The organism is Microbispora sp. KK1-11 (assembly GCF_006874435.1).
Lineage (GTDB): Bacteria > Actinomycetota > Actinomycetes > Streptosporangiales > Streptosporangiaceae > Microbispora > Microbispora catharanthi.
This window is the reverse complement of the sequence record NZ_VIRJ01000002.1, coordinates 52515-65465: the sequence shown is the minus strand read 5'-3', so window position 1 is coordinate 65465 and position 12951 is coordinate 52515. Positions and strand designations below refer to the sequence as shown.

General features: G+C 70.5%; 11 protein-coding genes. 7 read left to right on the top strand and 4 right to left on the bottom strand.

Annotated elements, in window-relative coordinates:
• The first annotated feature begins 19 nt into the window (after nt 1–19).
• The 3 genes from FLW16_RS03200 (at nt 20) to FLW16_RS03190 (ending at nt 3511) form a co-directional block, all read left to right on the top strand.
• The gene (locus FLW16_RS03200; protein ID WP_142557448.1) at nt 20–1321 is read left to right on the top strand and encodes a GGDEF domain-containing protein; all 1302 of its coding nucleotides are present in this window, start codon (nt 20–22) and stop codon (nt 1319–1321) included.
• A gap of 10 nt (nt 1322–1331) precedes the next feature.
• Nucleotides 1332–2996, top strand: a complete 1665-nt coding sequence (gene ettA / locus FLW16_RS03195) for an energy-dependent translational throttle protein EttA (protein WP_142557445.1) — start codon at nt 1332–1334, stop codon at nt 2994–2996.
• A gap of 77 nt (nt 2997–3073) precedes the next feature.
• Nucleotides 3074–3511, top strand: a complete 438-nt coding sequence (locus FLW16_RS03190; protein ID WP_260614828.1) for a thioesterase family protein — start codon at nt 3074–3076, stop codon at nt 3509–3511.
• Nucleotides 3512–3559: 48 nt separating this feature from the next.
• Here FLW16_RS03190 and FLW16_RS03185 read toward each other — a convergent pair whose 3' ends face one another.
• From FLW16_RS03185 to FLW16_RS03170, 4 genes are all read right to left on the bottom strand, one after another.
• Complete coding sequence (locus tag FLW16_RS03185) at nt 3560–5110, bottom strand: alpha-amylase family glycosyl hydrolase (protein WP_142557443.1); 1551 nt, start codon at nt 5108–5110, stop codon at nt 3560–3562.
• Between the two features lie 30 nt (nt 5111–5140).
• Nucleotides 5141–5524, bottom strand: a complete 384-nt coding sequence (locus FLW16_RS03180) for a globin (RefSeq protein ID WP_142557440.1) — start codon at nt 5522–5524, stop codon at nt 5141–5143.
• 34 nt (nt 5525–5558) lie between these two features.
• Nucleotides 5559–6527 carry a mechanosensitive ion channel family protein gene (locus tag FLW16_RS03175; RefSeq protein ID WP_260614827.1) on the bottom strand — a complete coding sequence of 323 codons (969 nt, stop codon included), beginning with the start codon at nt 6525–6527 and terminating at the stop codon, nt 5559–5561.
• A gap of 509 nt (nt 6528–7036) precedes the next feature.
• On the bottom strand, nt 7037–7297 hold the full coding sequence (locus tag FLW16_RS03170) for a hypothetical protein (RefSeq protein ID WP_142557436.1): 261 nt from the start codon (nt 7295–7297) through the stop codon (nt 7037–7039).
• Between the two features lie 335 nt (nt 7298–7632).
• Here FLW16_RS03170 and FLW16_RS03165 point away from each other — a divergent pair, with 335 nt between their 5' ends.
• The 4 genes from FLW16_RS03165 to purU all read left to right on the top strand — a co-directional run bounded on the left by FLW16_RS03165 (nt 7633) and on the right by purU (nt 12944).
• Nucleotides 7633–9222, top strand: a complete 1590-nt coding sequence (locus FLW16_RS03165; RefSeq protein ID WP_142557434.1) for a M48 family metallopeptidase — start codon at nt 7633–7635, stop codon at nt 9220–9222.
• 21 nt (nt 9223–9243) lie between these two features.
• Nucleotides 9244–9810 (top strand): GNAT family N-acetyltransferase, encoded by a 567-nt coding sequence (locus FLW16_RS03160; protein WP_260614826.1) that lies wholly within the window; start codon nt 9244–9246, stop codon nt 9808–9810.
• A 151-nt stretch (nt 9811–9961) separates the two neighbouring features.
• Nucleotides 9962–11971, top strand: a complete 2010-nt coding sequence (locus FLW16_RS03155) for a tetratricopeptide repeat protein (protein WP_142557432.1) — start codon at nt 9962–9964, stop codon at nt 11969–11971.
• A 124-nt stretch (nt 11972–12095) separates the two neighbouring features.
• Nucleotides 12096–12944: a formyltetrahydrofolate deformylase gene (purU, locus tag FLW16_RS03150; protein WP_142557430.1), complete on the top strand. Its 849-nt coding sequence runs from the start codon at nt 12096–12098 to the stop codon at nt 12942–12944.
• Nucleotides 12945–12951 lie beyond the last annotated feature (7 nt).

The following is a 12951-nucleotide window of genomic DNA, read 5'->3' as shown; positions in this document are numbered from 1 at the left end:
TCGGCTTCTGGGGGGCGGGATGACGGCAACCGGTCAGACCTCGGCCAGGCCGCGAAGCGCGATCTGCTCGCGAAGTCGCTGGCCGCTGCTGGCCCAGCCGCCCGCGCTCGTGTCCTACGTGTGCGCGATCGTGGCGTTCGACGCGGTCCTGATCGCGGTGCTGGCGAAGTCGACCGCGTTCCACGCCCACCACCTCGCCATGTTCGGGGCGCTCACGGTGTGCGGTGCGGTGTGCATCGAGGCGACCCGCCGCCTCGGCATGCCCGCCGGTGTGTCCCGTGACCTGCTGTCCGCCTGGTGGTTGCCGGTGGCGTTCCTGCTTCCGCCGGTCTACGCCCTGCTCGCGCCCATACCGATGCAGATCCTGCTGCAGCTCAGGGTCCGGGCGACCGTGCTGTACCGCCGCGTGTTCAGCGCGGCGGCGATCGGGCTCGCGGCGGCCTCCGCCTCGGCCGTCTTCCATCGCCAGGTCCCCGTCCCCGCGCACCTGTCCGCGGGGGAGGGCGAGCCGATCGCGGTCGCGGCGGCCTGCGCGGTGCTGTTCACGGTGCTCAACACCGCGCTGATCGCGGTAGCGGCGCACGCGTCCGATCCGGAGGGCCGCTGGGGCGAGGTCCTGTGGGACCGCGAGCGCGTCCTGCTCGACGCGGTCGAGCTCTGCCTCGGCGTGCTCGTCGCGGTCGTCTGCGGCCTCAACCTGGCGCTGCTGCTGATCATGCTGCCGCCCGTCGTGCTGCTCCAGCGGAGTCTGCTGCACGCCCAGCTCCAGGCCGCGGCCCGCACTGACCCGAAGACGGGCCTGCTGAACGCGGCCGCCTGGCAGCGGGAGGCGGACACGGAGATCGCCAGGGCCCAGCGGACCGGGGACGCCCTCGCGCTGGTCCTGGTGGACATCGACCACTTCAAGAAGGTCAACGACACCTACGGTCACCTGGTGGGCGACCAGGTCCTCGCCCAGGTGGCGGCCACCCTCCGTACGCAGCTGCGCGAGTACGACGTGGTGGGGCGGTTCGGCGGCGAGGAGTTCGTCGTGCTGCTGCCGGGCGCCGACGTGCACGAGGCGAGGCGGGTGGCCGAGCGGCTGCGCACCCGGGTGGGCCGGATGGCGGTCCCCGCCGAGCAGGCGACGATCACGGTCACGGTCTCCGCCGGGGTGGCCATCATGAACGTTCACGGTGACGACCTGATCGAGCTGCTGGCCGCCGCCGACCTCGCGCTCTACCGTGCCAAGGAGCTCGGCAGGGACAGGGTATGTCTCCCTGCCGCCCCAGTGGCCCCACCTCCCCGCAGCGCGGACGGCGCTGCCGGTGCGATCCCCTAGGCTTGAAGGTATGCCGGAGTACATCTACACGTTGCAGCGCGTGCGCAAAGCGCACGGTGACAAGGTGGTCCTTGACGACGTCACGCTGTCGTTCCTGCCGGGGGCCAAGATCGGTGTCCTGGGCCCGAACGGCACGGGCAAGTCGACGCTGCTCAAGATGATGGCGGGGCTGGAGCAGCCGTCCAACGGCGAGGCCCGGCTGATGCCCGGCTTCACGGTCGGCATCCTGCTGCAGGAGCCGTCGCTCAACGAGTCGAAGACCGTGCTCGGGAACGTCGAGGAGGGCGTCGCCGAGACCAAGGCGATGCTCGACCGGTTCAACGAGATCGCCGAGCAGATGGCCACCGACTACAGCGATGAGCTGCTGGCGGAGATGGGCCGCCTGCAGGACGCGCTCGACCACCGCAACGCGTGGGACCTCGACAGCCAGCTCGAGCAGGCCATGGACGCGCTGCGCTGCCCGCCGCCCGACGCCGAGGTGACCACGCTCAGCGGTGGTGAGCGGCGCCGGGTCGCGCTGTGCAAGCTGCTGCTGGAGCAGCCCGACCTGCTGCTGCTCGACGAGCCCACCAACCACCTCGACGCCGAGAGCGTCCAGTGGCTGGAGCAGCACCTGGAGAAGTACCCCGGCACCGTCCTGGCCGTCACCCACGACCGTTACTTCCTCGACAACGTGGCCGGCTGGATCCTGGAGCTCGACCGCGGCCGGTGCTACGCCTATGAGGGCAACTACTCCACCTACCTGGAGGCCAAGGCCGCGCGTCTGAAGGTCGAGGGCCAGAAGGACGTCAAGCGCAAGAAGCGCCTGGAGGAGGAGCTGCAGTGGGTGCGCTCCAACGCGCGCGCCCGCCAGACCAAGAGCCGCGCCCGCCTCCAGCGCTACGAGGAGATGGCCGCCGAAGCCGACAAGTACCGCAAGCTCGACTTCGAGGAGATCCAGATCCCGCCGGGCCCGCGCCTGGGCACGACGGTCATCCGGGCCGAGAAGCTGAGCAAGGGCTTCGGCGACCGGCTGCTGATGGACGAGCTGTCCTTCGACCTGCCGCGCAACGGCATCGTCGGCATCATCGGCCCCAACGGCGTCGGCAAGACCACGCTGTTCCGGATGATCACGGGGTCCGAGACTCCGGACACCGGGTCCGTCACGATCGGCGAGACCGTCAAGATCTCCTACGTGGACCAGAGCAGGGCCGGCATCGACCCGAACAAGAACGTCTGGCAGGTCGTGTCCGACGGGCTCGACCACATCAAGGTCGGCAACGTCGAGATGCCCTCGCGGGCGTACGTCGCGGCGTTCGGCTTCAAGGGCCCCGACCAGCAGAAGCTCGCGGGCGTCCTGTCCGGCGGCGAGCGCAACCGGCTCAACCTCGCGCTCACCCTCAAGCAGGGCGGCAACGTGCTGCTCCTGGACGAGCCCACCAACGACCTCGACACCGAGACGTTGTCCAGCCTGGAGAACGCGCTGCTCGACTTCCCGGGCTGCGCCGTGATCACCTCGCACGACCGGTGGTTCCTCGACCGCATCGCCACTCACATCCTGGCGTGGGAAGAGGGCTCGAACTGGTTCTGGTTCGAGGGCAACTACGCCGACTACGAGAAGAACAAGGTCGAGCGGCTGGGCGCGGACGCCGCCCGCCCGCACCGCGTCACCTACCGCAAGCTCACCCGCGACTGAGCCGGGTTCACTTCCGCTGTCCGCGGGCCCCCGTCCCCCGCCACCCGGCGGGGGCGGGGGCCCGTTAGGTTTGACCGGTGACCGAACTACGCCATCCTCCAGAGCAGCTGACCCGCTTCGTCTTCGAGCGCAAGGTGCGCTTCGCCGACATCGACAGCTTCGGCCACGTCAACAACGTCCGCTTCCTCGACTACCTCGAGGACGCGCGGGTGTCGATGCTGTGGGAGCGGCCGCGTGAGATCACCGGCCGCCGGCAGGACCTGGTGGTCGCCCGGCACGAGATCGACTACCGGCGGCCCCTGACCTTCCGCTCCGAGCCCGTCCGCGTCGAGGTGTGGGTCACCGAGATCTCCAGGGTCCGCTTCACCCTGGCGTACGAGATCCGCGACGACGAGACGCTCTATGTCGAGGCGCGCACGGTCATGGTCGCCTACGACGCCGCGGCGGCCCGCCCCCGCAGGCTCGACGAGGACGAGCTCGCATACCTCAAGCGGTTCTCCGCCCTCGCCCCGTGACCGGCCGCGAGGGCCGGAGCCGGCGGCCGGTCCGGAGGCGGGACGAGGTCAGCCGGTGAGCAGCCAGGCCGCCGTGTCGGCGGGGAGGGCGGTGCCGTCAAGCGGGCCGCTGGTGATCAGCACCTGGTCGTGGGGCGGGAGCGCCACCGCGTCCTCGCCGCAGTTGATCACGCAGAGCAGCCGGCCCCGCTGGAAGAACAGCGTCTCCTCCGGCGACTCCAGCCAGGTGATCGCGTCGGGCAGGGTCCCGCGCAGCTCCCGCCGCGTCTGCAGCACCCGCCGGTAGAACCACAGCGTCGAGGACGGGTCGGCCGCCTGCCGTTCGGCCGTGAGGTCCGCCCAGTTCGCCGGCTGCGGCAGCCACGACCCGCCGGACCCGAAGCCGTACGGCGGCTCGGTGCCCGACCAGGGCAGCGGCACCCGGCAGCCGTCGCGGCCCGGCACCTCGCCGTTCGACCGCGCGAAGATCGGGTCCTGCCGCGCCTCCGGAGGCAGGTCGGTGACCTCGGGCAGCCCGAGCTCCTCACCCTGGTACAGGTAGGCCGACCCCGGCAGGGCGAGCATGGCGAGCAGCGCCGCGCGGGCCCGGGCCAGACCGGCCTCCGGGTCGAGCGACCCCTGGCCGTAGCGGGTGACGTGCCGTACGACGTCGTGGTTGGACAGCACCCAGGTCGGCGAGGCGACGGCCTTGAGGGTGTCGTCGATGACCTTCCTGAAGGCCGTGGCCGACCAGGGGGCCTCCAGCCAGGCGAAGTTGAAGCTCTGGTGCAGCTCGTCGGGCCGCACGTACAGCGCGAGGTCCTCGGCCGAGTCGGTCCAGACCTCGCCGATGGCGACGCGGGTGCCGGGATAGGAGTCGAGCACCCGCCGCCAGTCGCGATAGATGTCGTGCACCTCCGGCTGACTCCAGATCGGCGACCTCGAGGTGAAGCCAGGATCGGTGTCGGGCAGCCCTTCCGCCTTGATCAGGCCCATCGCGACGTCGATACGGAAGCCGTCCACCCCCCGATCGAGCCAGAACCGCAGGATGTCGAGGAACTCCTCCCGCACCTCGGGGTTGCGCCAGTTGAAGTCGGGCTGCTCGGGCGCGAACAGGTGGAGGTACCACTGCCCGTCGGGCACCTGGGTCCACGCCGGGCCCCCGAAGGTCGACAGCCAGTTGTTCGGCTCTCCGTGGCCGCTTCCGCCGCCCGCGGGACCGCCGTCCCTGAACATGTACCGCTCGCGCTCCTGGGAGCCCCTGGGGGACGCCAGGGCCTTCTGGAACCAGGGGTGGGCCGACGAGCTGTGGTTCGGCACGATGTCCACCATCAGCCGCAGGCCGTGCGCGTGCGCGTCGGCGACCAGGTCGTCGAAGTCGGCCAGCGACCCGAACAACGAGTCGACGTCGCGGTAGTCCGCCACGTCGTAGCCGCCGTCGGCCATGGGGGAGGGATAGAAGGGGGTCAGCCAGATCGCGTCGACGCCGAGCTCGGCGAGGTACGGCAGGCGGTCGCGGATTCCCGCCAGGTCGCCCGTACCGTCGCCGGAGGCGTCGGCGAAACTGCGGACGTAGATCTCATAGACAACGGCATCACGCCACCAGGGGGTTGTTTCCATGGGTCTTGGGCTGCCCGCTGCTTCTGTTACTTATGCGTTGACCATGCTGTGGGCGGCGTAGACGAGGTAGTCCCACAGCTCCTTCTCGCGCTCGGCCGGCAGGCCGAGGGAACGCACGGCGTCGCCCATGTGCCTGAGCCAGGCATCTCGCGCCGCCTCGTCGATGACGAACGGCACATGCCGCATCCGCAGCCGGGGGTGGCCGCGCTGCTCGCTGTAGGTCCTCGGGCCGCCCCAGTACTGGATGAGGAACAGGCGCAGCCGCTCCTCCGCCCCCATGAGGTCCTCTTCGGGGTACATCGGGCGCAGCAGGGGGTCTTCCGCGACGCCCTGGTAGAACCGGCGGACGAGGCGCTCGAAGGCCTCCTCGCCGCCGATCGCCTCGTAGAAGGACAGGGTCTGCTCGCTGGTCACGGTTTCAGCCTAAGTCAGCTACCGATCGGTAAGGTCAGGCGGCGAAGGTGAGGCTCTTCTCGTCGAAGGCCCGCTTCACGCGAAGGCGCAGCTCACGGGCGACCTCCAGATGCCGCGCCGGCACGGTCTTCGCGCTGATCCGGAAGATGACGGACGAGCCCGAGACCGACTCCAGGCCGAAGACCTGCGGCTCCTCGACGATGACCGTGTCCCGGTACTCCGGGTCCTCCCACATGTCGTGTGCGAGGCCGTTGAGCAGCTCGCGGACCGTCGCCACGTCGCTGTCGTACGGCACCGGCACGTCCACCAGGGCCCTCGACCAGCCCTGCGACTCGTTGCCGATCCGGGTGATCGTGCCGTTGCGCACGTACCAGACCTTGCCGTCGGCGTCGCGCAGGCGGGTGATGCGGAGCGTGACGGCCTCAACCGTGCCGACGGCCACGCCGGTGTCGATCACGTCGCCCACGCCGTACTGGTCCTCCAGCAGCATGAACATGCCGGCGATGAAGTCCTTGACCAGCTCCTGGGCGCCGAAGCCGACCGCCACACCGATGATGCCGACGCTCGTGAGCAGCGGCGCCAGCTCGACCCCGAGCTTCGCGAAGATCATCAGCGCCGCCGTGCCCAGGATCACGACGGACGCGAGGCTCCGCAGCACCGAGCCCATCGTCTCGGCGCGCGCCCTGCGGCGCTCCGTCATGATCGCCGCTGCGGCCTCCGTGCTGGTCAGCACGGTCTTGCCGCGCAGCCGCTCCGGCAGCACGCCGACACTGGCCCGCACGGTGAGCCGGGTGATCAGCCGGTGCACGACGTTCCGGATGACCAGCGCTCCGGCCAGGATCAAGACGATCAGCAGCAGCACGTCCACGATGCCCGCCACGAGCTGCACCCAGGCGGGGAAGTCCTTCTCCGGGAAGGCGCTGTTCAGGACCGTGCAGAAGATGCCGTCGTTGTTGTCGCACGCCTTCGCCACCTGCTGGCCGATCACATCGAGATTCGGCACGGTCGGCTCTGGACTGGGCGTCGCGGGTGACAGCGGTAACACGAGGTGGATCCCCCCCGGATCGGATCAGCGGCAGTTCCTGAACGTAGCCAATACTGCCGACTGATCCGGCCTCCGTCACATCGCCGGGGAAGACGGAAGCACGTCCCGTCCGGGGCCGCGGAGGGCGGACCGGACACGCTCCAGTGACGGTGTGGCAGGGCGCGGGCGCGCACCCGGAAGCGCGCCCGACGCCGTTCTCCAAGCGGGATCCCCCTCGATCACCGTCCGGCCCCACCTGCTCGACAGGGCCGGACGGCGGTCCATGACGACCGGCGAGCCGGTCGGCCGCGATATACGGACGGGGTCGGGGCGGGCGGGACGCCGCAGCGTCGCCGTCGCGCCGGGGCGGCGCGACGGCCACGCTCCGCACCGGGCGCCCTGCCCGCCCCCTGAGGCCGCGGTGGATGCGGCGGCCCACGGCGACTGCGCCATCACTGTGGGCTTCACCTTGGGGCCGCCGCCTTCCCCTACTCGCTCACCGCGGCAAGCACGCGGGCCACCTTCGTGGCCGCTCCGGCGGGGTCGTCCGCCCGGTGCATCCGCTCACCCCAGGACCACCAGTAGTCGGCCGCCTGGCAGACGACGTTCTCCGTGAGGCTCGTGGCGTCGGGGTTGATCACGCGTACGTAGGCGCGGCCCGACGGGGTGCGCACGACTCTCGCGAGTAGGCCCCGCGCGTCGAGTTCGGTCACCAAATGTTCCAGGCGCCGGAAATCGTCCTCCCCCACCGTAGGTCCTCCTTCATTTCCGTTCGCGGGCGGAATGCGTACTTTGCGTTCCCGTCTGTTCACTCTGGTGCGCCCAAGATGGCTCACGGAAGTGCTCGGGTCAACGAGGGCGAGAAGCGGCCGCGGTGGAGGAAAACCCATGTCGGTTGAAAGAAAACCCCTATCGGGAGACGATCCTTAGTCGGCACGTTCATGTTGGGGGCTTGGCCGCGCCAACTATGGTCCATCATTATGGTGTGGTCGGAGCGCGACGAGTAAGTCACTCTCCGTCACGACGTGAGGACCGCTCGAGACCACGGGCTGCGAGTGCGGCCGGCCACGAGAGAGGGGCCGGAATGTCCGGCAGGCAACACAGGGAGACGGAAATCGCGCGCCGGATCCGGGCGCGGGGCCTGGCCGCCGGGCGCAGCCTGGCCGAGATCGCCGAGGAGATCCACAACGACTGCGGACCGCAGTTCGGCACGACTCGGATCAAGGCACATCGCCTCTCGCACGGGGTGGCGCTCGCCGATGTGATCGAGCAGGTGCGCGCGCTCTTCGAGAGAGACGGAAAAGCCATCCCCGGCATCGGCGAGACGCTACTGTCCGCGTACGAGTCGGGCATGAAGCGGCCCGGCCCGGAGTATCTCCACTACCTGTGCTCGGTCTACCGGGTGGAACCCCTGGCCCTCGGGTTCGAAAGCCCGTGCATCTGCGGCCACGGACACCTGGCCGAAGCAGGTGGCGGTGACCCAGAACAGGACAGACCTATCACTTCACCCGCTCCGTGGGGCGCGCCGGCCTCATCGGGCGGCGGCACCCATCCGGTGGACGGGGGCGAGGAGGACGAGAACGTGCTACGGAGGACGCTGTTGAGGCTCCTCGCCGGCGGCACCGTCGGGGCGGTTGGGCTCAAGGAGCTCAACGAAGAGGTGCTCGGCGCGGTGGAGAACCTCCGCCGGCGGATGGACGAGACGATGGTCACCGCCACCGTTTCGCCGGCGATGCTCGACCAGTGGGAGCAGGCCACGTTCGGCTTCGGGCGGCAGTACATGAACACCCCGCCCGTACGGCTGCTCTGCGACGTCATGCTGGAGTTCGCCGCTGTACGCAAGGCCCTGGACCGACGACAGCCCATCGACGTGCAGGAGCGGTTGTGCCGGATGGCCGCCCAGCTCGCCGGGCTCTCGGGGATGATCATGATCGACCTCGGGGACCAGCGGATGGCGCGCTCGTTCTTCCGCACGGGCCGCATGGCGGCGGACGAGACCGGCGACCGGGCCCTGCGTGCCTGGGTCACCGCCCGCGAGGCGCTGGTCCCGCTCTACTACGGCGACCCGCGTGAGGCGCTCACCCTGGCGAAGAAGAGCCGCGACCTGGCCGGCCACACCCCCTGTGCCGCGCGGACCATGGCGCCCGTCGTCGAGGCGAGGGCGCTGGCGAAGATCGCCGGTGTCAACGGCTCGCGGCACGAGGTGGTCGAGCAGGCCAAGCGGGCGCTGCACCGCGCCAGGGCCGCCTTCCAGCAGATGAACGACAGCGACCGGGAGGACCCGGCGTTCGGCTACACCGAGCGGCAGCTCTACTTCTACCAGGGCGACGTCCTGGTGAAGCTGGGGCAGACGGTGGAGGCCGACGTGATCCTGCAGCAGGCGCTCGAGAAGTACACGGACGAGGACCTGCTCGACCAGACCCTGATCCGGTTCGACCGGGCGATGTGCCGGCTCATCGACGGCGACGTCGAGGCAGCGCTCAAGCTGGGCCAGGAGGCCATCGAGTTGGTCGACAAGGACTACCGGACCGACCTGCTGCTCAAACCGGCGTACGACCTGGTGAAGGAGGTCAGGGCCAAGCACGGCGACTCGCCCCGGCTCCAGGCCTTCTGTGAGGTGATCAAGCAGAGCCGCGTCACGATCCCGCCGGAGCTGCTCCGGGACGCCGGGTGACGTGGGTACCAAGGAGGACGTGTGGCAGGAGACGCGCTGGCGGGAGATCTCGAGCCGGGAGATCCCGTGAGAGGCGGGGACAGCGGGACCGTGCCGCTGAGGATCCGGCGGTACCGCTGGTCCGACCTCGACGCGGTGTGGTCCCTCCATCAGATCGGCCTGGCCCAGGTGGGCGTCGTGCCGGGTGACGGCGTCTACTACGACGACGACTTCCCCCGGATCACCGAGGTCTACCTGGCCGCCGGGGGTGACTTCCTGGTGGGCGAGGTGTCCGGGGCGGGGCTCGTCGCGATGGGCGGCCTACGGCGCATCGACGCCGACACGGCGGAGATGTGCCGGCTCCGGGTCCACCCCGATCACCAGCGGCGCGGCTACGGCGCGCAGATCACGCAGGAGCTCGAGGATCGGGCGCGCCGGCTCGGCTACAGGACGTTGCGCGGTGACACCACCCTGCGTCAGGCCGCCGCGCTGGAGCTCTACCGCAAATCCGGGTGGCGGGAGCTCCGGCGCGAGGTGCGCGGCGACAACGTGGTGATTTATATCGAGAAGCAGCTAAATGCCGTAGTCTCTCCGCTTTTCTCTCGATAGATAATGCTTCCATCCCTTGGCGGATAGCTGATCCCTGCGAATACTTGTGCCTTGTCCGCAAGAGTGGGGAAAGAGGCGAGATGAAGAAGATCATTATCCGTAAGCCGGGGACGACCAAGCTCAGCGGTACCTCGAGCGTCATCCACAAGGGGTGAGGGATCACCCGAGCCACATCTGGGTCCGGGGAGACCTCTCCCGGGACCGCGTGGCGGCCCTCCGCGCGCTTGCCCTGGAGGTGCCGCCTCCAGTGGCGCCCGTCGTCAACGGGCACCGCCGGCTGCGCGGTCCGTACACGGTCGGTGGCGCGATCCTGCGCGCCCTCGTCCCGGTCGCCTTGGAGCGTTCCCCGGACCTGGTGGCGGAACACGACATCGAGATCCGCGCCGCCGCTCCCAGCCTGCGTTCTGTGGTGCCGCCGCGGCGGCAGACCATCGAGGCCCGCCTGACGGAGGACGAGCGGATCCTGGTGCCCGCGCCGCGCCGCACGCTGCGGATCGCCAACGGGATCGCCGAGTTCGTCCGCGACTGCCTCGAAGAGCCGCGGACTCTGCTGGTGGACAACCTGCACGAGGCGGATCCGGCCGACCGTGAACTGCTGCGCGTCCTGGCGCGCCGGGTGCCGGGTCTGACGCTGGCCCTGGCCTCCGCGGAGCCCCAATGGGAGGGCACGCGGCTGGTGGAGGCCCCGGTCCAGGGTGGTCCGCCCGACGACTACGTCGTCTCGGACTGCACCTCCGACGACCCCCGGGCCTACCGGGCCTACCTGTCGCTGCCGTCGGAGGAACGGGCGCGCCGGCACGACCGGCGCGTCGCCGAGCTGAGGGCCGACGCCGCGGCGTCGGAGCACGCGCTGGGCGCGGTGCCGTACCACCTGGAGCACGGCGGCGACCTGGCCGCGGCGGCGCGGGCCCTGTGGGCGGCGGTGGACCACTGCGTCACCGAGGGTTTCCTGCACGCGGTCGTGGAGCTGGGCTCGCGCGGCCTGCGGCTGGTGGAGCCGGGCTCCGACCTGTGGTGGCGCTTCACCCACCGCACCGCGACCGCCCTGGCGGGGCTGGGCCGGCGGGCGCACGCGCAGGAGCTGTACGACCAGGCCCGGAGGGTCAGCGTCGATCCGGCCGTGCACGCCGCCGCCGCGTACGGCACGGCGATGCTCGACGCGCGCGACCGCGATCCGGCGCGGCGCGACCTGACCAGAGCCAGGGCCTGGATCAACGAGGCGATAGCGATCTCCATGCTGCTGCCCGACCGGAGGACGCGAGCGTTCAAACTCGGGTTCGACCAGAACGGCCGCGCGCTGATCGAACTGCGGGAGGGGCGGGTCGACGAGGCGCTCGGCCTGGTGCGGTCGGCCATCGACCTGGCCGATCGGGACCTCGCGCCGGACGACCACCCCGTGCACCGGATGGTGCTGTTCGCCAACCGCGCGCAGCTTCTCGCGCGCCTGGGCCGCAGGGAGGAGGCGCTGGCCGACTTCGACCGCGCCGTCGCGATCGACCCGGGCTTCCCCGACCACTATCTCGACCGGGGCAACCTGCTGTTCGAGATGGGACGTACGGACGAGGCGCTGGCCGACTACGAGACGGCGATGCGGGTGAGCCCGCCGCTGCCCGAGGCGTACTACAACCGGGCGGAGATGCGCCTGGCCGCCGGGGATCTGGACGGCGCCCGGGCCGACCTCGACCACGTGCTCGACCTCGACCCCGGCTACCTCGACGCGTACGTCAACCGGGCCGGTGTGCTGGAGATGCTCGGCGAACACGAGGCCGCCAGGCGCGACGTCGAGGCGGGGCTCGCCCTCGATCCCGGCAACGCGCACCTGCACGGCGTGCTCGGTCAGCTGGAGACCGAGGCCGGCCGCTACGCGGAGGCCGCCCTGGCCTTCGACGCGGCGCTGGCCGCCGACGCCCGCCTGGCCTCGGCCTGGGCGAACCGCGCGACCCTGCGGTTCGAGACCGGCGACGCGCGGGGCGCCGTCGACGACCTGACCCGGGCGATCGAGCTGGGCGAGGACGCGGCCCTGTACTTCAACCGGGCGACCGCGCTCGACGCGCTCGGCCGGGGCCGCGAGGCGCTGCTCGACCTGCGCCGGGCACTGGCGTTGGCTCCCGGCGACCCCGACGTGCGCGCGGCGCTGGAGCGGCACGACAAGGAGGGCTGACGCGGGGGACGCGCACGGCGGGCGGCCGGCCGGTCGTCCGCCGTCCCGCCTCCACCTGCCCGCACCCTCCGATCGGCTGGCCCTACCCTTGAAGCCGACACCGTCACCCGTCGAGGATCTGAGCATGAGCGCTGAATTTGTGCTGACCCTGTCCTGCCCGGACCGGCCAGGAGTGGTCGCGGCCGTCTCCGGGCTGCTGGCCGGGAAGGGCTGCAACATCATCGAGAGCCAGCAGTTCGGCGACCCCGTCGAGGAACGGTTCTTCATGCGCGTGCAGTTCTCCAGCGGGAGCGCCGTCGACGAGTTGCGAGCGGCGTTCGCCTCGCTCGCGTCGGAGTTCGCCATGGAGTTCCAGCTCTTCGACCTCGCGGTGCGGACGCGGGCGCTGGTGCTCGTCAGCCGGTTCGACCACTGCCTCAACGACCTGCTCTACCGGGTGCGCTCGGGCCTGCTGCCCATCGAGATCGTGGGTGTCGCGTCCAACCACCCCGACCTGCGTCCCCTCACCCAGTCGTACGGCGTCGACTACCACCACCTGCCGGTCACCGCGGACACCAAGCCGCGGCAGGAGGCGGAGATCCTCACGCTGGTCGACCACTACCAGGCCGATCTGGTCGTGCTCGCCCGCTACATGCAGGTGCTCTCACAGGAGATGTGCGCCAAGCTCGCCGGGCGCATGATCAACATCCACCACTCGTTCCTGCCGTCGTTCAAGGGCGCCAAGCCATACCACCAGGCGTACTCCCGGGGCGTGAAGCTGATCGGCGCCACGGCGCACTACGTGACGCCCGACCTCGACGAGGGGCCGATCATCGAGCAGGAGGTCGCACGGGTGAACCACACCCACTCGCCCGAGGACCTCGCCGCGATCGGCCGCGATCTCGAGTGCCAGGCGCTGGCCCGGGCCGTCCGCTGGCACGCGGAGCACCGCGTGCTGCTGGACGGCCACAAGACCATCATCTTCCCGCGCTGACCCCCGC

What these genes read in the sequence shown, in the direction of transcription:
- FLW16_RS03185 (WP_142557443.1), bottom strand. Translation starts at nt 5,110, where the DNA reads ATGGAAACAACCCCCTGGTGGCGTGATGCCGTTGTCTATGAGATCTAC.
- FLW16_RS03200 (WP_142557448.1), top strand. Translation starts at nt 20, where the DNA reads ATGACGGCAACCGGTCAGACCTCGGCCAGGCCGCGAAGCGCGATCTGC.
- FLW16_RS03165 (WP_142557434.1), top strand. Translation starts at nt 7,633, where the DNA reads ATGTCCGGCAGGCAACACAGGGAGACGGAAATCGCGCGCCGGATCCGG.
- purU (WP_142557430.1), top strand. Translation starts at nt 12,096, where the DNA reads ATGAGCGCTGAATTTGTGCTGACCCTGTCCTGCCCGGACCGGCCAGGA.
- ettA (WP_142557445.1), top strand. Translation starts at nt 1,332, where the DNA reads ATGCCGGAGTACATCTACACGTTGCAGCGCGTGCGCAAAGCGCACGGT.